Here is an 18729-nt window from a genome sequence, read left to right as displayed (position 1 = left end):
CTAATGTTAATTTCAGCGTATTTTTAGCGAACATAGTAATTTGGCAAAATATATTTTGCCGAGATTATATTATTGTAAAATATTTTCTCAACGTGACAATAACACCACTTAAAAAGCCAAAAACACCAGACCGACCGTCACTTTTACTAAATTATCAAATTAAAATCATCACCTATAATTATTCACTTAGTTAAAACGGAGGAATTAGCCATACTTTAATGCTAGGTTTTGTTTAAAATATTATACTCTACGCACAACTGTCAGCCTTGATAAAGCACCAAAACTAATGACTATTTTAATAATAAAAAGGAGTGTGCGAACTCCTACCGCAACCCTTCTCACCATTGCCTTACTCATTTTTATTGGCGTGTCTCTTTCTCACCACATCCTCACTCCCATGGATAGACTGCCTACCGTTAAGCCTTTGGAGTTCAAGAATGAGGAAGTTCAAGCTCCTTTTGAGGTGGGTACTCTTAGACAAAAAATCACCATAGGTGTGGTTGAGTACTCGTTTGTCGCTTCATTGTTAAAATCAGGGATAAGTCAAAAAGAGATTAATTTGCTATTGGCCCTTATTAAAAGTAACTTTAATATTATTGATTCAGTTAAGAGAGATGACCATTTTATCTTAAGAACTAAGTTAAATAGTAGAAATGAAACCTATATTAGTTCTTTTTACTATTTAGGTAGTAAAACCGATTTATTTATTATCAATGATGGGCAAGGTAACATATTTGATGAACATGGCGTGTCAATAAAAAATAAACTCCGATTTTCAGATCCCTTTGATAAAAGCTACAGAGTAAGCTCTGGCTATGACTTAAAACGAACACACCCAGTAACTAATATAACGACTCCGCACTTAGGCACTGACTATGCAACACCAGTAGGCACAACGATTCGTAGTATTGCTGATGGCATCGTTTTAAAGTCTCGTTACAACCGTTTTGCAGGCAACTACATTAATATCCGCCACACAAATGGCTCTGTATCACGCTACCTACACTTATCTCAACGCCACGTCCACGTTGGCGAGAAGATCAGCCGAGGACAAGTGATAGGAAAAACGGGTAACACAGGAAGAACAACAGGGCCGCATTTACACCTTGAACTGCACATTAATGGTATTCCGGTTGATTACGAGCGATACATTCAAAAGCACCCAAACACTGACGTTAATATAGAAATGCTGATTGCAGCGAGAAAAGAAAAAGCAGAATTAACAGCGGAATGGCAACGGTATAGGCAGTCAAATCGGCAATAAAATACTTCGGTTCGATCTTTCTTCATTTATCTGAAGCGAGTACTCGTAACCCTCTGAGCGATTCAAGTCCTGTCGCCACTTTCCAAGTTCAGGACAAAAAAGAGCTGCTATATGCGGCTCTTAATGATGCGAATCTTTGTTTACAGACCCATGAGTTAATATTTTTGTGGGCACAACTGAATGTAGCAAACTTGCTGGCACGTAACACGCTTAGACTTCAGAAAAAGCTATCATCCTCCAGTAAGAGCTTTAATGGTTCAGCATCCAACTGCTGTTGATCGCCTCTCCCTGCTCATCCAGTTTATGAATAATATAGTCGATAAATACTTTTACTTTCGCGGGCACAAACTTACGACTTGGATAGTATATATAGACACCTTGATCATCGGTTCTTTGAGGTTCAGAAACCAACATCAGTTTACCTTGCTGTACTAAGTCTCGAGCAAGATATTGGGGCATCAGTGCAATCCCTGCTCCTAAACTCGCTAAAGAGGCCATCGCATAACCATTGTCTACTGTCACTTGATGTGTAGGACTAAATTCTACTAATTGCCCATCTAAAGGCATCGTCAAGGTAAGCAAGCGCCCCGATTGTTTATAGCGGTACATTATCCATTTGTGCTGGTTAAGCGCTTCAACACTCTGAGGCCGACCAAACTTCTTTATGTACTCCGGACTGGCAAACATACCCATATCAATAGGACATAATCGCCTCGCAATCAGGTTGCTGTCATTTAGTCTCCCGCTTCGAATAGCAACGTCCATCCCACTCTCCAATATACTGGTGTATTCATCGGAAAAGCTAAGATCCAACTTCACTTCAGGGTAACGTTCGCAAAACTCTGGAATCAGCGGAGTTATATAGTTTTGCCCGAACGATAAAGGAAGGCTGACACGAAGTGTACCAAACGGAGATGCAATACTTTGATGAAGCTGCTCTTCACTACTTTTGAGCAAGTTGATCACTTCTCTTGCCGTCTCAAGGTAGTTAAACCCCGCTTCAGTGAGCTGGAGTTGACGTGTAGTACGGTGAACTAACCGAACACCCAAATCCTGTTCTAGGCGAGCAATCGCTTTACTAACAGTAGAAGGCGACTGCCCTAATTGATTCGCGACTGCTGTAAAGTTCCCTAAGTCCACAACAGATACAAACAACTTTATTAATGACAGCTTATCCATAACGCTCACAATTAATGAAAAATAATCACATCTAATATGACAGAAAAAGTATTTTTGTGTCATGCAAACTTTTCTAGTATTTCGGAAAAGCATACCTAGCTATGGATATTTCTACTGACCTCAGAGACGACAAATAAAGCCAACACCATTAACTCTACACTCAGAATGCTCGGGCTTACGGCATTTTCTCCAACCTTTAATTCCATTGCACCTCATTAAGTGCAATGAAACATACTGAACTTGCTCTAACACGGTAAGAGGTTTTAATGACAATAATTCAACTTAAACGCGAAGTGATCTGTTTTGCTGGCGATTCTGGAGATGGTATCCAATTACTTGGAGAACGCTTTTCAGACAACTCGTCGAAACAAGGAAACGATGTCATGACGTTACCTGATTATCCAGCTGAGATACGGGCTCCGGCAGGAACCACATCTGGAGTATCGGCTTTTCAGATGCAATTTGCCTCAACAGAGATTTATACTCCTGGCGACGATTTTTCAGTCTTAATCGCTCTGAATGCCGCTGCATTAAAAACCAAAATCTCACAACTCGTTGAAGGCGGTTTGGTGCTTATTGATCTCGATGGTTTTAATAAAAAAAACCTTGAGCTTGCTGGCTATGAATCGAACCCATTGAGCGATGGTAGCCTCGCAGATTATCGAGTGATTAGTGACAGTTTTACGCGTTTAACCGTTCAATCTCTTTCTGAGTTAAACATAGCGCCTAAAGTAGTGAAACGAAGCAAAAACTTTTTTATGCTTGGTATTGTTTTATGGATTTACAGTCGTCCGCTAGAACCGACCATTGAATGGCTAAATAATAAATTCGCTGACAATCCGCAAGCGAGAGAGGCAAATACTTTAGCCATAAAGTCAGGATTTAATTATGCCGAAACAACCGAAATATTCAGTGACTGTTTTCAGGTTGCTCCCGTAGCAGATAAAACTGGCTTGTATCGTACTGTTTCAGGGAACGAAGCATTATCGCTTGGATTAATATGCGCAGCAGAAAAACTCCAACGCCAGCTATTTTTGGGCTCTTACCCCATAACACCCGCCTCAGATATTCTACACACACTATCAACCTATCAACACTTTGGGGTCACGACATTCCAAGCAGAAGATGAGATTGCAGCTGCTTGTTCAGCTTTAGGTGCATCTTATGCTGGCGGTTTAGGAGTCACATCAACGTCCGGCCCTGGATTATGTTTGAAAGCAGAGACCATTAACCTTGCCGTAATGGCGGAGTTGCCAATGGTTGTTATCAACGTACAACGTGGAGGCCCCTCCACTGGCCTACCGACTAAAACAGAGCAATCAGACTTGCTTTTGTCTTTGTATGGTAGAAATGGGGATTCACCACTCCCAGTGTTGGCTCCTGCTTCTCCCGCAGACTGCTTTGACATGGCAATCGAGGCCTGTCGAATTGCTACTACATTTATGACGCCAGTGATCTTATTGAGTGACGGCTACTTAGCAAACGGCTCCGAATCTTGGCTCGTGCCCAACCCTGATGAGATTAAACTAACTGCCGAGGCAGCAAAAGCAAACATAAGCCCGTTTTATCCCTATGCCCGTGATGACGTGTATTACAGCAGAGAGTGGGTCACGCCTGGTACAAAAGAGAAAATACACCGCATTGGAGGATTGGAAAAGCAAGCGATTACAGGCAACCCTTCTCATGATCCTGAAAACCACCAGCGCATGACTGATGAAAGAGCAAAAAAAATAAATAACATCTGCCATTTCATCCCTAAACAAACGCTAACAGGCAGTACTCAAGACTCACTGCTAGTGCTAAGTTGGGGAGGCACGCAAGGTTCTGTGTCGACCGCAATTGAGCATCTGAGAAAGCAAGGCGCATCGGTTGCTCACGCCCATATTAAGTATCTAAACCCGTTTCCAATCAATTTGGAAGAGATCATTAGCCAATTCAAACATGTGCTTGTTTTTGAGTTGAATAACCAACAACTCGTCAAAGTGATTCGCTCACAATATGCCATTTCTGCACGCTCCGTAACCCAAGTTAAGGGGTTACCATTCAAAGTTCACGAGGTCATTGAGTCTATTAACCACCACCTGAAGGATATTAAAAATGACGACTAAGGTACTCAACCGCAAAGATTTCGCATCTGATGTTGAAGTCAAATGGTGTCGAGGCTGTGGTGATTTTAACGTATTAAAAACGATGCAATCCGTTCTAGCACGATTAGGTCGAACTAAAGAGAACACCGTATTCATCTCAGGGATTGGCTGCTCATCTCGTTTTCCTTATTATCTCGATACTTATGGATTTCATACGATTCACGGCCGTGCCCCTGCCATCGCTACTGGTGTAAAAGCGAGCAATCCAGAGTTAGATGTTTGGGTTGTAACTGGCGATGGTGACGCACTGAGTATTGGCGGTAATCACTTTATTCACGCGATTCGACGCAACCAAGACATTAAAATTTTGCTTTTTAATAATGCTGTCTATGGACTGACCAAAGGCCAATTTTCCCCGACAAGCGAACAGGGCTTCATTTCTAAGTCGAGTCCTGAAGGTTCTCCCGATCAAGCGCTTAAACCTCTGGCATTAGCAGCATCCGCAGGTGCTACGTTCATAGCACGAACATCAGACAATGATCCTACACACATGACGATGGTGTTAGAGGCTACCGCCGCGCATTCGGGCACTGCTGTGGTTGAAATCCTGCAAAACTGCGTCATTTTTAACGATAAAGTGCACGAACCTTACAACGCCCCAGCCAATAGAAGCGAACATCTACTTTATCTCTCAGATAATGAACCGTTATTGTTTGGTAAAACACACTCAAAAGCGTTGATCAATAGAGGGTTTGGTTTCGAGATTGTCGAATCAGAGGCCCCGAACCTTTTGCTCCACTCCAGTCAATGCGAGGAGTCATACTATGCTTACGCGCTTGCTAACTTGAGCTATCCAGACTTTCCCGTACCCGTGGGCGTTTTTCGTTCAGTGACTCGACCTACTTTTGATCAGGTCATTCGACATCAAAAACACCAAGCAACTCTAAAGTATGGTCAAGGCGACTTAACCGAATTACTCAAACAAAACAGTTATGAGCGTCTCTGCTAACAATTGAAAGAGCCAACTATTGAGGTAACCTTTCCTGCAAAGATGAAACTAAAAGGTTTCCGATTCTAGTTGGCGACTTGCTGAATGATGAGTTGATAAGGAAGTGTGGTGGTTGCAGATATCCATCACACTAAAAAGAGGCTCTATAATGAGCCTCTTCTGTTTTTTAAAATAGTGACATCGTCACTCTTCTGAATGGTTTCTATCGTATTCAGCGCTTGCCTTTTTCAGCCCTTCTAAATCGTCTGAACATAACAATCTCTTCAGGCTGTCGATTTTCTTATCAGGCCAATCATATATCCTAAGGGCGAGCAGTTCGTCTATCGTCTCTCGAGAAAAGCGATATTTGACATGCTTAGCTGGTGAGCCTGCAACCATGCTGTAAGGCTCAACATCTTTCGTCACCACGCTGTTTGCCGCAACGATTGCTCCTTCTCCGATAGTCACACCCGGCATTATCATGGATCGCATACCGAGCCAGGCACCATCGCCAATGTGAGTATCTCCTTTCCCGACGTACGCTTCTTCAATAAAGTCCATAAATGGGTACAAGGAGAACCAATCAGCTCTATGTGTACTATTTCCCCCCATAACAATCACAACTTCCGCTGCAATACAGACAAAGTCACCTATATGTAACTTATCAATCTTCCATTTTGGTTCCCAATCTCGGCTGAACTCATCGCCTTGTAGATATCTTACAACGGACTCCTCAAAACCGGCGTCCCAACAATCACTGTAATAACTATGTTTACCTTTAATCGTTATATTTGGATTCGTAACAACTTCATGTAGCAAAGTCACCTTAGACCAATGCTTAGTTTTCATGAATACTCCTATAAATACTATCGAATAAAACAATGCAGATAGTATGTATCTAAATAAGCGCTAATAATTACGTAGTTCCTATTACCAATAAAATTTACTTCACCACCGAGCTAATAATATTGTAAGCAGCCTCTACTCTTTCTGCATTAGGGTAGTTTTTATTCGCTAGAATCACTATGCCTATTTTTTCAGAGGGTACATACGCGACATATGCCCCAAAGCCACCTGTTGAGCCCGTTTTGTTATACCAAACGTCACGACCGAGAGTACCGGATACACTTGCTTGAACCGGTTTAGCGTTGAGAATTACGTCGCTGGAGTTACCCTTCAATAATTGCGAAAGTGAAACGGGGTAGTCATAACCCTCCCACCCTACTGCTTGTGTAAACGTGTCGGTATCAAAATACTTAGTATGAGTTCGCTCTAGCGCATTTTCTATATCCGTATTAAGTTGCGCTTGACCCATATTGGCTTCGATATATTGAAGCATATCTAAGCTTGTTGATTTAATACCATAGGCTTGTGCATCAAGAATACCTGGATTAACTCTAACGGGTTTTCCCTCAGAACTATAACCAAAAGCATAGTTGTTAAGCTGATCCTTTGGTACATCGACAAACGTATTGGTCATACCGAGCTCAGGTAGGATGACGGTTTCCATCATTTCCGTATAGTCTGACTTCATACTCAAAGCACCGATGTAGCCAAATAGACCAATACTAGGGTTTGAGTACTTCCTCTTAGTACCGGCTTCGTACTCCGGCTTCCACGTTTTGTAGTACTGCATCATTTCAGCGTCGTTCGTTACTTCGCTAGGGAATTGTAATGGTAGACCACCTGCAGTGTAGGTTGCGACATGAACTAGCTTGGTATTACCCAGAACACTATTTTCTAATTCTGGAATATAATCTTTGACCTTGTCATCCATATTCAACTTACCTTTTTCTTGGGCGTACCCAGTCAAAGTAGCGGCAAAAGTTTTACTGATAGAGCCGAGTTCAAAAATAGTGTCGTTAGTGACTAAACTCCCCTTACTTTCGTCAGCGAAACCGTAATTGTAAAAATAACGCATACCATCAATCGTTACTGCAACAGCCAACCCCGGAATGTCGTATTCGTTCATTAATCCTTTAGCACATTCATCAACTACGCTCTTTAATTGACCGCTAACCGTTGACTCCGTTTTCGCAAACGTGACGAAAGAAGTGAGCGATAAAATAGCCACCAAAGCATTGTTTAATTTCATTGAACCCTCAATTTTTAATTTTCACTTATAATTAATTTCTAGTTTATTCCAAGGCTTTTAGCTTTTTATATAAAAGTAATCCTGACTTGAAGAACTCCAATCGTTAACCCCCGATGAATAACACTGTGTCTTCAAATTTTTAGTGCGATATAAACAGGTTTAAACCTTATCACCGTTGATAGGTAGGCCGATTAGATACGAATGTAAGTAACATCCGTTTGCAAAATGGGGAAATAATGTACTCAATTACGCTTTCTCCATATCACGATAACGGTATACTAGGTAGATATACCTAATGTATACAGATCCACATCCTCACAACGCTTTAGAACCACTTTTCAACGTCTACAGAGAAAACGATGCCATTTTCACTACACTTCGAAACTGGAAAAGTCACCAGCCAACAGCTTTATTCCGAGATATACCAAGGGATATTAGAAGGCAGATTACGATCAAATGAGAGATTACCGTCGACTCGCATGTTGTCAAAAAAGTTAGGCATAGCAAGAAACACTGTCATTTCGGTGTATGAGCGACTTCAGTTCGAGGGGTGGATAGTAAAAAAGGCAGGGTCTGGCACGTACGTAAGTAATGCTCTAGAACAAACGGTGAATCAAGATAAGAGACCAATAAAACACTACCAACTAGGGGTGTTTGGCACTAACGCAGCGAAAAAGCCAGAGATCATCACACCAAAGAATCTAGACTATGACTTCACTTTAGGCGTTCCTGATCATCAGAGAATAGCAAAGCATATTTGGCGACACTCAAGACTGAGTAGGCTCAATGCATTAACTCCAGAGTTTGCACATGGTGGTGATTTGCAAGGACTAGCTTGTTTACGAGAGTCTATCTGCGAGTATGTAAGACATTCGAGAGGCGTAATCTGTGATCCTGAAGACATCATCATTACGCAAGGGTGCCAGCAGGCAATAATGACGGCTCTCCTTACATTACTCTCTCCGGGGGATCTCGTGTCGACGGAAGATCCAGGATATCCTGTTTTTCGAAATCAAGCTCGATTGCTTGGCGCGCAAATAGGCACCGTGCCGATGGACGACCAAGGCGTTGTCGTTGAATCAATCCCTTCTAATACCAAAATTATTTATACAACGCCTAGTCATCAGTTCCCTTTAGGCTTTAGCTACTCCGTCGAAAGAAAGTTAGAACTGTTGAGGTGGGCAGAAGTTAATAACGCAATCATTATCGAAGATGATTATGATGCGGAATATCACTATCTCAATACCAGTAAGCAAGCTCTCAAGTCACAAGACAAAGATGACTGCGTCATAATGATAGGCAGTTTCTCTAAAATACTATTTCCCGGCATACGCATTGGATATATGATTCCACCAAAGTCTTTAATAGAGCCAATTTCAAATATGTTATGGCACTTGGGAAGAAGTACATCTGTAGTGTCTCAAATCCTACTTGACGAATTCATGCGTGACGGTCATTTCTCTCACCATTTACTCAATATGAATAAAATCTACAGCGAAAGGTATCATAAGCTCACTCAATTAATTGACAACGTAGATTGCTTACAACGTATTCAGAGCCAAGGTGGATTGCATATAGCAGCTGAAGTATCGGGGTGCGCGACACAAATGGTGAATAAGCTTGCTTCATCCAATGTAGCGGTTTATCCATCATCGCATTTTTCTATCAACAATCATTCTAATGCCCTCTTATTTGGGTTTGGCATTATCCCTACCCCAAAAATAGAAAAAGCATTTGATATTATTCAATCAGTATTGGATTAAAGCAGATATAAAATTGCCTCTTCAAAAATGTCATAAACCTAAAAAGCAATAAACTTATGAAGAGGCAATATCAAACTATCGTCTTGATAGGTATCAATTTATCGTCGTGTTATCACCAGCAGAGTCAGAGCAACTGCGAGCTTGGAACGCTTTTCAACTCAATAAGGGTTCACTACGAATTGTGTCGCTCTAACCCGCTTGTTTTGCTTCAGCCCCAACACTATATTTCTTCGACTATAAACGTACTAGGTTCAAAGTAAAGCGACGTATCACGCTGACATTTTCAGCGCCCCCAGCAACACTATTACGTAAATCATCTTCTTTTAAGTTCACATCTAGTATTCAATGAACCTTATTTTTCTAATATCGAACGGATAGTAAGTTCTGCTTAACACTCTATCAATCACTATCTTTCCCTAGATGTTAAAGAAGAAAAGACCTCAAGATAATTAAGGATTTTTCATGGACTATTGATCTACATAATAAAGAGCACAATCACGACATTAATCTCCAGTGATTTACCATACCGCTTCATGAGCAATTGGGATATAAATTATCGAAAAATACCAAACCATAAGTTAATACGCTGCTAACGGCTCAAAAAAATAACGAAGTTGTAGCGCAATTATATCAACATCATTTTCATGTAAAAAATAACGAGCGCCTTGGACACCGATCTCCCAATTACCTGAGAGGTTGTAGCCAACTTCTGCACCAATATATCCATCAAAACCATCCACTTCCGTCGTTATCTTGCTGCCTTGATACGTACTTTCAATATCGGTATCCCAGAACAAGCCCCCCAAACTCAGTTTTGCGGACCATGAATTGTATTGCCAGAACTTATAACCGATGTCGAAGCCTATGCCCTTAACAAGGAGTGGTGCTATAGATGCGACACTGGTGTGATAGTCTTCTGGTGAAGTAGTCGCACTACGCAATGTTGCACTACCTTCACCCATATCAATATAACGGATAGTTCCTGACCATTGCTCAGAAAAAGCATATCCAAACCCGATAGAACGGTAGAGCCCGGTGTTGTCAGTAGAGATTACGTTATCACCTTTAACAGCATCACGCTCATCTGCATGGCTTGACCCCATTTGAACATCAACATACCAACCAGCTTGACTACTAAAACTAAACACAGCAATTAGTGCTAGAGCACTGTTTCTTCCATAACGTTTCATGGCTCCTAACAAAATCAAAAGCATCAACACCATGCCACCCAATGATCCTGCTGAAGTATTTTCAACCTTTACATCTCTTACCAACTTAACTGTCACTATAACTTTCCCTGTGTCTTGCAGGCCTTGGCTATCTTGAATGATATATGTCAACACATCATTGCCTTCAAACCCTGAGGTAGGGGTATAGGTCACGCTCTGATCTGCATTCATAACCACCTGCCCGTACTGCGCTTGGACTGAAACCAACTTCAATGTGTCGTTATCCGGATCGGTATCGTTAGCAAGGACATAAATCGTGACAGGGGTACGATCATCGGTGGTAATATTATCGTCCACCGCATTCGGATTCTGACTGTTTACCACATTCACCGTCACCTTCGCCGATCCCGTTCCACCATTACCATCCGTTACGCTATAAGTGATCAAAGCCTCCCCGTAGTACTGTGGTTGAGTGACATAACTTAGTTTGTTATCAACCACACTAACACTACCAATATCTACAGAAGCGCGACTTACCTTCAGCCCATCACCATCAGCATCGGTATCATTGCTCAATACATCGAGCGTCACCGTACCATTGAGACTAACAAACGCATTGTCGTCAATCGCTTGAGGGAGTGCATTATTGTTTACACGAGCGGCAACGACGCCAGGGTCAACGACACTGCCATTAGCCAATCCGTCATCATCGTTCGGACCACCGTCTTCAATGGTAAGTTGTACACACCAGTCACCTTCAGTCAGACCCTGTGACCATGAACTGTGCCCTGGTGGCGGACAATAACCAGCCTCGCCAGCACTAGAAGAAACTGTGTTTTGAGCATCCTCAATAAAGTCTATCCACCCCTGTTCAGCGTTATACTTTCGGTACACTGCATTTGCTGGAACAGGTAAACGCTGAGGCAAAACTAATTGATAGCTTTGGCCGGGCAGCGGCAAATTAGTTACTACAAAATCAAAGATTCCCCCGATGCTCTTCATGTTGATATCTTTAGGAAGCTCCTCATCTAGCAATAAAGCTCCTCCTGTTGTGTTAGTCAGAATGGTTATTCCTTTGCGTAAACAGACACCTGGCTGCCCCTCAATGAGGAAGCGATCTTTTTCTGACACAACCTGTTGAATTACGTTACAGTCAGAAATTGCGTCAAGATAGTCAGGAATGCCATCACCATCACTATCATTATGACCTTCTTGATCATCCGGGATTAAGTCGCCATCACTATCTTCACTTCCGAGCTCCGCCAATGTTTGTACCACTTCTAAATAGACATTCCGTGTCACTGATAATGGTGGAGTGCCATTGTCAGTAACTGTCAATTGCAAATTGTAAATCGCTGAACTCAGTAATTGCGGAGAGAAAGTCAATGTTTCGCTGTACATCTGCCCCGCAATCGCTTGGTTAAGTACATCGCTATCACTACTCCATCTGAAACTGTGTATATCTGACATATTTGCATCATTAACACTACTTGTGATTGTGACCGGTTCAACACCATTTTCAATTTGGCTCCGCTGCTCCCCCGCCTGAGATACACTTACCGAGACCTTCGGAGCCACATTCTCTTCAAAGATTGTCAAGGTGTAACGACGCTTACTACCTAGATTAAGGGTGCTGTCCAAATCAATCACTAAGGTTTCAACGCCTTCACTTTGTCCATCATTAAGTAGTTCGAACGAAAGTTTGCCTTCGGTACCACTAGTTATCACCACTTCGCCAGAGGTGAGTGTGTGGTCATCACTGTCTGTGCTTCCTGAAACCGTGTAAGGTACGACTACTGGGTAACTCGGCGAAGGGCCATTAAGGTGTATCGTTACGCTATGGTTGGTGCCTTCCGTGGTTTGCGCATCTTTGGAGATACTTATCAGTGGATACACTGTTACCGTTTGACTAGCCTCAGCGACGTTTCCATCAGAGTCTTGAGTACGCCAATAGACCGTATTAGTTCCAGGTCGGAAGAAGGTCGTGCTGTCGACCAATGAAACAGGTAATAGCTTGCCTGTACTATCTCGGGCCACGGCAGAGCCTAATGCAACTTTAGTAAAGAGCGAACTTGCGTTCACTTCGATATCTGAAGGTGCGGTTATTGTTGGTGCGTCCAATTTCGCACTTTTAATTGTCACGATTGCTTTCGCGGTGGCCTTTCCTCCATTACCATCTTTCACACTGTATTGCACTGTCACTGTACCAATTGAGGTCGTTGCCAATTGGATTTGACTGCCCACAATCGTTGCCGTTCCAGATGTAGGTTTAACCCATTCCAGTTGTAATGTGTCTAGATCAATATCGCTGTCGTTGCTGAGTACATCCAATAAGTAGCTACCATCGTTACTCTCGGTAAAGACATAGGTATCATTAACTGCCATTGGTTCATCATTGACGTTGATTACCGTGATGCTAAACGCTGCTAGAGAAGCGCTTAACTCACCGTCAGAGACACTAATAACAATATTATTGGTGCTGCCAACATGCTCATTTTCCGGCGTACCACTTAGCAACCCAGTAGCTCTATCAAAGGTTGCCCATGATGGTTTATTGCGGATTGAAAAGCTCAAGCTACTACTATCAACATCCGATGCCTGCAGCGCAAAGCGATACGTACTGCCTTCGTTGACAGTAAGAGCAGGAGTGCCACTGATCACTGGCGCGTCATTGATATTGTTAACAACAATACTGAATCTATTGAGCATTGTGGTCGTGAGACCATCAGAAACCGAGATAACAATGCCCTGATATTTGCCAACATCACCATTATCTGGTGTACCACTGAGCGTGCCTGTTGATGCATCAAAGCTAGCCCAAGATGGCTTGTTCACGATACTGAAGGTGAAGGCTTGGCTGTCAACATCTGACACTTGTGGCGTGAACAGATAGGTGCTGTCTTCATTCACTTGTGTTGCTGGTGAGCCAGATATAACGGGTGCATCGTTAACGTTATTCACAGTAATCGAAAACGCTGACAATGAGGAAGAAATTGTGCCATCGGATACGCTAATCACGATATCTGGATAAGTCCCCACATCACTGTTACTTGGCGTGCCAGAAAGTGCTCCTGTTGTCTTGTCAAATGTAGCCCAAGGTGGCTTGTTAGCTATCAAGTAGGTCAGAGTATCCGCTGGGTCATCGTCCAATGCCGCGGGCACAAACTGATACACACTATCTTCATCAACTTGCGCCGATGGGGTACCCGTAATCACTGGCGAGTCATTAACGTTATTCACCGTGATGGTCACTAACGCCACTCCAGAGGTAAGCTCTCCGTCACTTACGCTGTAAGTGAAACTGTCCTGACCAAAGAAGTTACTGTTACCCGTATAAACCGCGTGATTGCCTGTGACGGTAACATTACCGTTGACTGGCGATGTTACAATTTGATAGATCAAAGATGAGCCTTCTGCATCGTTACCATTTAAAGTAATGGTCAGCGGTATCTCTTCCTCTCCCGTAGCACTGATATCGGTCGCGGTTGGTGTATCGTTGACTGGATTAACCGTCAAATCGACACGAACCTCTGTCGAGTCTAGATCACCGTCGTTGACCTTGAACAAGAAGAAGTCGGAGCCATTGAAGTTCGCTTCTGGTGTATAGCGCCAACCATTATTGGTCAACTGCTCTAGCACGCCATGACTGACTTGCTCAGTGATAAGATACTGCAGAGTGTCATCATCGTTATCAATATCTGAACCAACCAGCGTGATCACCAAACTATTGTCTTCATCAAGCGTTTGTGACTGTGCTTGCGCCATTGGTGCGTCGTTGACTGGTGTTACCGTCATGGTCACTGTTGCGACGTTAGATACAGCACCTGCTAAGTCTGCCACCGTATAGGTGAAGCTGTCTTCACCGAAGTAGTTCTCATTGGGGTTGTAAACAATCGCTCCTGACGCCGTCACGTTCACACTGCCATATGCTGGCGTATCGACGACTGTGACACTAGTGAGTTCAAAACTGTCTCCAGCATCGGCATCACTATCATTGCCTAATACGTTGACTTCAAAGGAGCCTCCCTCCAGTAGTTGTGCACTGTTATCAACAGCAACGGGGGCATCATTCACTGGCGTAATATTGAGCGTGACGGTTGCTGGCACGGAGACAGCTTGACCACTATCGGTTAACGTGTAGGTAAAGCTATGTTGACCATTAACGTTCGCTGTTGGCACAATCTTTAGGGTCCCATCGGCATTAACACTGACCGAGGCAAAACTGTATCCCCCCTCTCCTTGACCAAGATCTTGCAGGGTAATACTACTCGCGGTGAATGACCCATCTTCAATATCACTGTCGTTACTTAAAACATCGAGTATCGATGTGACATCTTCATCAAAGGTAAAACTGTCTGCCTCCGCCACTGGTGAGTCATTGACGGAACCGATATTGACGCTGACTGTGGCCGCAAGAGAAACGCCGCCTTCACTGTCTGCGATCGTGTAAGTAAAACTGTCGCTACCATTTTCATTCGCATTCGGCGTATATACAAAAGTGCCTACAGCTTGATCAATGGCGACTTGTCCTTTTTGAGGCAAACTAACTAACGCTAAATCACCCGCTGGGATGCCATCTTCAACATCCTTCGCTTGACTGCGCGCGGTGACTGCTGCGCTTGCGGTATCTTCGTCAGTGTTAATGGTCAGCGCTTTCGCGACTGGCGCATCATTTATAGCGTTGATAGTGACGGTTACTGTCGCGTCTTGTGACTCCTGTAACAGGGCATCTTTCACGGTATAGGTAAAGCTATCCGTGCCTGTCTCATTACTATTTGGCGTATAGGTAACAACGCCGTTGCTGATCGACACCTGACCTTTAATTGGTTGCGTTTTAATCGTTGCAGAAGAAGCGACCATGTCATCATTAATATCGGAATCGTTGGCTAACAGATCAAATTGTTTCGCCGTATCTTCCTCAGTCGAGAAGCTATCATCAACTGCCGTTGGCGCGACATCATAGCGTTTAGTCACCGTATCCGTCACTGCATCAGATGCATTGCCTGCGGCATCGGTTACCACCACGCTTACTGTCAGCGTCCCCTCTTGCAAACCAGTGACGTCAATGCCCGTTACTTGCATGGTCTCCGAGGAGATTGTTTGACTAGCGCCGTCAATGGTCGTGGTACCGTCGGTCACGCTATAAGTGAACATTGCGTTCACTTCAGCTGCTGCGAAGGTAAAGCTCATCGCTTGTTCGTTGGTTTTGTTAATGCTCTCCTGATCAATGCTGATGCTATGTCCAGTCGGGATCCCCGTATCCACTGAAATCAACAACTGAGTCGCTGCAGTATTGAGGTTGCCTGCAGCGTCGCTAAATTGCTCTGCTGCAACATCAATAGTTGCATCCTCAGTGCTTTCTTCTGCAGGTGTAAAGGTAGCCGTGTAACTGGCGCCACTGCCCGCAAAGTTAGAAAGAGTTCCGCCAGTAACGGCCACATCGGCTTCGGCAAAATCAGTTGCGGCTTCACTCAAGGTAAACGTGAGTGTTGCCGTTTCACCCGCTTTCAGCGCAGAACTGGAGCTAGTGATACTGACGGTTGGAAGCACAGTATCGACGCTGATGGAAAGTGGTGTTGCTGCGCTATTGCTGTTACCAGAGGCATCGGTAAATGTGCCTGTGGCAACATCAATGGTGCCGCTCGCCACACTCTCTTCCGTTGGTGTAAAGGTCGTCGTGTAGCTGCTATCACTGCCCGCAAAGTTGGACAAACTGCCGCCAGTGACGGTGACATCTGACTCAGCAAAGTCACTTGATGACTCACTTAAGGTGAACGTGATACTCGCCGTTTCGCCAGAGATCAAATCGAGGTCTGAGCTGCTCAAAGAAACAGTTGGCTGCACGTTATCTAACGTAAATGTTTTACTATCTGCACTGGAGGTGTTGCCCGCAGCATCGCTCTGGCTAGCCGCGACCGTCAGGGTGCCGTTGTTAAACGCACTTACATCAAGCTCACTGCCGCTCAACGTCCAGTTGCCTGAGTTGTCGGCCGTTACCGTACGACTGGCATAATTGCTGTAGTCCGTGATGGTCACGGTCACGCTATTGCCTGCTTCCGCGCCGGAGCCAGCAATCAGCACGTCGTTGTCTTCTGCCGCATTGACGATGCCATCAGTTTCAATCGGCGTGGTGATGGTCACAGCTGATGGTGCGGCGTTATCCAGTGTAATGCTCTGGGTGGCGGCGGTGGAAGTATTACCTGCTATATCTGCTTGGGTTGCAGACACCGTCAGTGTGCCATTGTTCAGGCCACTGACATCAAGCTCGCTGCCGCTCAACGTCCAGTTGCCTGAGTTGTCGGCCGTCACCGTACGACTGACAAAGCTGTTATTGTCCGTGATGGTTACGGTCACGCTGTTGCCTGCTTCCGCGCCGGAGCCAGCGATCAACACATCGTTATCTTCTGTCGCATTGACGATACCGTCGGTTTCAATCGGCGTGGTGATGGTCACTGCTGATGGGGCAGCATTGTCCAGGGTAATGCTCTGTGTGGCTGCGGTGGAGATATTACCTGCTATATCAGCTTGGGTTGCAGACACAGTCAGGGTACCATTGTTCAGGCCACTGATATCCAGCTCGCTGCCGCTCAGCGTCCAGTTGCCTGAGTTGTCGGCCGTCACCGTACGACTGACAGAGCTGTTATTGTCTGTGATAGTCACGGTCACGCTGTTGCCTGCTTCCGCGCCGGAGCCAGCGATAAGCACATCGTTGTCTTCTGCAGCGTTGACGATACTGTCAGCCTCAATCGGCGTGGTAATGCTCACTACGGATGGTGCTACTGTATCAATGGTGACACTTAACGCGTTGGATGCCGAGCTAACATTATCATCGCTATCAGACGCTTTAGCACTTATTGCATGTGTAATACCAGACGCCAACTCATTGGTTGTTATCTGCCAGTTTCCTCCATTAGCAGTGCCTGTGCCAATAACCGTTGCACCTCCACCGACTTGATCACTGTATAAAGTAACGATCGATCCACTCTCAGAAATCCCACTAAACGTTGGAGTAGTGTCACTGGTAATATTATCAGTATTTAATGATCCGGTATCCGAGCTAGCATCTAAATCGGGTGTAGATGGCGCATTTGGCGTGGTATCGACTGTAGTAAAGTTAAATGTGGCATCATCGCTGATCCCAGCAAAGTTATTATTTGCGGTGTCAGCCACGGCACTGGATTCAATATGAATGGCGTAAGTCCGGTTTCCTATCAGATCACTGGTTGGGTTTAAATAAACTTTATCGTTGGTAACACTGATGCGGCCAGCGCCTGGTGAAGTTGTTGTGCCATCACTTTCGGTGGCAACATTAAATACTTCAAAATCGCGGCTGTCTGTAACATTACGAATGGTAATATTGCCGCTCTTCAGCTCAATATTCTCATCAAAGGCAATCTCGATGTTGTTGTTAACAGAAACATTGGTTGCATCATCAGTGGGGGTTGAGCTCGCACTGACAAAAGTAGGCGCGGTTGAGTCTGAAACCGCAGCGTCATCAATCTTGATACTTTTGATAAGATAACGAGAGTCAGCACCCGGACTTCGGGTAAACGCCATAGTCACTGTATCAACGTCCTGCCATGCAGAATCAGTAAAGTCTGTACCACGGGTCAGGGTAAACAAATCCTGTAACCCTGAGTTTGCTTCACCACCTTTTGGCAAGGTGACAGTTTCGGTCACTGTTTGAGTATTATTAGAGAAGCCAGTTAACACAAGTTGATACGTTTTATCTGAGTCTCGGGCCGACCCCTGCATAAAGGTAATTTCGTCGAAACTGAAGTTAGTACTTGATCTCTCAAAAAAGCGGAAGCCACGATTGTTGAACTCATTAATCATGGTATTTGAGAAAAAAACACCAGCTACAAACCCGAGGTCATTTAGGCCAGTAAACGGAGTGCTATCAGTGCTATTGCCTGCATCTAATACCATAGACACAGCACCTGCATTGGTAAGAGTGACCGAGGGCATACCCCCAGTGACGCCTGTCTCCACCTCACTAAAATTGGAACCTGAACCATTAGAGTAGTTAATCGTTTGCTGTGCGGCCCAGGCTTCACCGGAAAAAAACGCTGAGGACACCCATGCTGTTGTAATTGCGATCGCTACCTGACGACGTAATCTCATTTTCCTCTCCTGAAGATGACGGCCTTATCAACATAGCCGGGTTATCATAATCAACTTAAA

8 protein-coding genes are annotated in these 18729 nt (G+C 44.2%); 4 read left to right on the top strand and 4 right to left on the bottom strand.

Features of this window, described 5'->3' with window-relative positions:
* The first annotated feature begins 286 nt into the window (after positions 1-286).
* Positions 287-1264 (top strand): M23 family metallopeptidase, encoded by a 978-nt coding sequence (locus tag FR741_RS18035; RefSeq protein ID WP_167427358.1) that lies wholly within the window; start codon positions 287-289, stop codon positions 1262-1264.
* 249 nt (positions 1265-1513) lie between these two features.
* Here the strand turns inward: FR741_RS18035 and FR741_RS18030 are convergent, their stop codons facing one another.
* On the bottom strand, positions 1514-2443 hold the full coding sequence (locus FR741_RS18030) for a LysR family transcriptional regulator (protein ID WP_233059824.1): 930 nt from the start codon (positions 2441-2443) through the stop codon (positions 1514-1516).
* 266 nt (positions 2444-2709) lie between these two features.
* Here FR741_RS18030 and FR741_RS18025 point away from each other — a divergent pair, with 266 nt between their 5' ends.
* Together FR741_RS18025 and FR741_RS18020 are read left to right on the top strand one after the other, a co-directional pair.
* A complete protein-coding gene (locus FR741_RS18025; protein ID WP_167427356.1) occupies positions 2710-4551 on the top strand; it encodes a 2-oxoacid:acceptor oxidoreductase subunit alpha in 1842 nt (613 codons plus the stop codon).
* Positions 4541-5539 (top strand): 2-oxoacid:ferredoxin oxidoreductase subunit beta, encoded by a 999-nt coding sequence (locus FR741_RS18020; RefSeq protein WP_167427355.1) that lies wholly within the window; start codon positions 4541-4543, stop codon positions 5537-5539. The genes FR741_RS18025 and FR741_RS18020 overlap by 11 nt, the downstream gene beginning before the upstream one ends.
* 183 nt (positions 5540-5722) lie before the next feature.
* Here the strand turns inward: FR741_RS18020 and FR741_RS18015 are convergent, their stop codons facing one another.
* Together FR741_RS18015 and ampC are read right to left on the bottom strand one after the other, a co-directional pair.
* Positions 5723-6367: a CatB-related O-acetyltransferase gene (locus tag FR741_RS18015; protein WP_047008178.1), complete on the bottom strand. Its 645-nt coding sequence runs from the start codon at positions 6365-6367 to the stop codon at positions 5723-5725.
* A gap of 94 nt (positions 6368-6461) precedes the next feature.
* Complete coding sequence (ampC, locus tag FR741_RS18010; RefSeq protein WP_167427354.1) at positions 6462-7613, bottom strand: class C beta-lactamase; 1152 nt, start codon at positions 7611-7613, stop codon at positions 6462-6464.
* 359 nt (positions 7614-7972) lie between these two features.
* Between ampC and pdxR the strand changes: the two genes are divergently transcribed.
* Positions 7973-9376 carry a MocR-like pyridoxine biosynthesis transcription factor PdxR gene (pdxR, locus tag FR741_RS18005; protein WP_167427353.1) on the top strand — a complete coding sequence of 468 codons (1404 nt, stop codon included), beginning with the start codon at positions 7973-7975 and terminating at the stop codon, positions 9374-9376.
* A gap of 578 nt (positions 9377-9954) precedes the next feature.
* On the opposite strand, the gene FR741_RS18000 is transcribed toward pdxR, so the two are convergent.
* On the bottom strand, positions 9955-18669 hold the full coding sequence (locus FR741_RS18000; RefSeq protein ID WP_233059823.1) for an Ig-like domain-containing protein: 8715 nt from the start codon (positions 18667-18669) through the stop codon (positions 9955-9957).
* Between the last annotated feature and the right edge of the window lie 60 nt (positions 18670-18729).

Source organism: Vibrio diabolicus (assembly GCF_011801455.1).
Lineage (GTDB): Bacteria > Pseudomonadota > Gammaproteobacteria > Enterobacterales > Vibrionaceae > Vibrio > Vibrio diabolicus.
Note: the sequence above shows the minus strand (reverse complement) of the source record. Positions and strands in the feature narration are given on the sequence as shown.

Excerpts from the sequence above, each read along its gene's own strand:
- FR741_RS18035 (WP_167427358.1), top strand. The coding sequence starts at position 287 with ATGACTATTTTAATAATAAAAAGGAGTGTGCGAACTCCTACCGCAACC.
- FR741_RS18030 (WP_233059824.1), bottom strand. The coding sequence starts at position 2,443 with ATGGATAAGCTGTCATTAATAAAGTTGTTTGTATCTGTTGTGGACTTA.
- FR741_RS18025 (WP_167427356.1), top strand. The coding sequence starts at position 2,710 with ATGACAATAATTCAACTTAAACGCGAAGTGATCTGTTTTGCTGGCGAT.
- FR741_RS18020 (WP_167427355.1), top strand. The coding sequence starts at position 4,541 with ATGACGACTAAGGTACTCAACCGCAAAGATTTCGCATCTGATGTTGAA.
- FR741_RS18015 (WP_047008178.1), bottom strand. The coding sequence starts at position 6,367 with ATGAAAACTAAGCATTGGTCTAAGGTGACTTTGCTACATGAAGTTGTT.
- ampC (WP_167427354.1), bottom strand. The coding sequence starts at position 7,613 with ATGAAATTAAACAATGCTTTGGTGGCTATTTTATCGCTCACTTCTTTC.
- pdxR (WP_167427353.1), top strand. The coding sequence starts at position 7,973 with ATGCCATTTTCACTACACTTCGAAACTGGAAAAGTCACCAGCCAACAG.
- FR741_RS18000 (WP_233059823.1), bottom strand. The coding sequence starts at position 18,669 with ATGAGATTACGTCGTCAGGTAGCGATCGCAATTACAACAGCATGGGTG.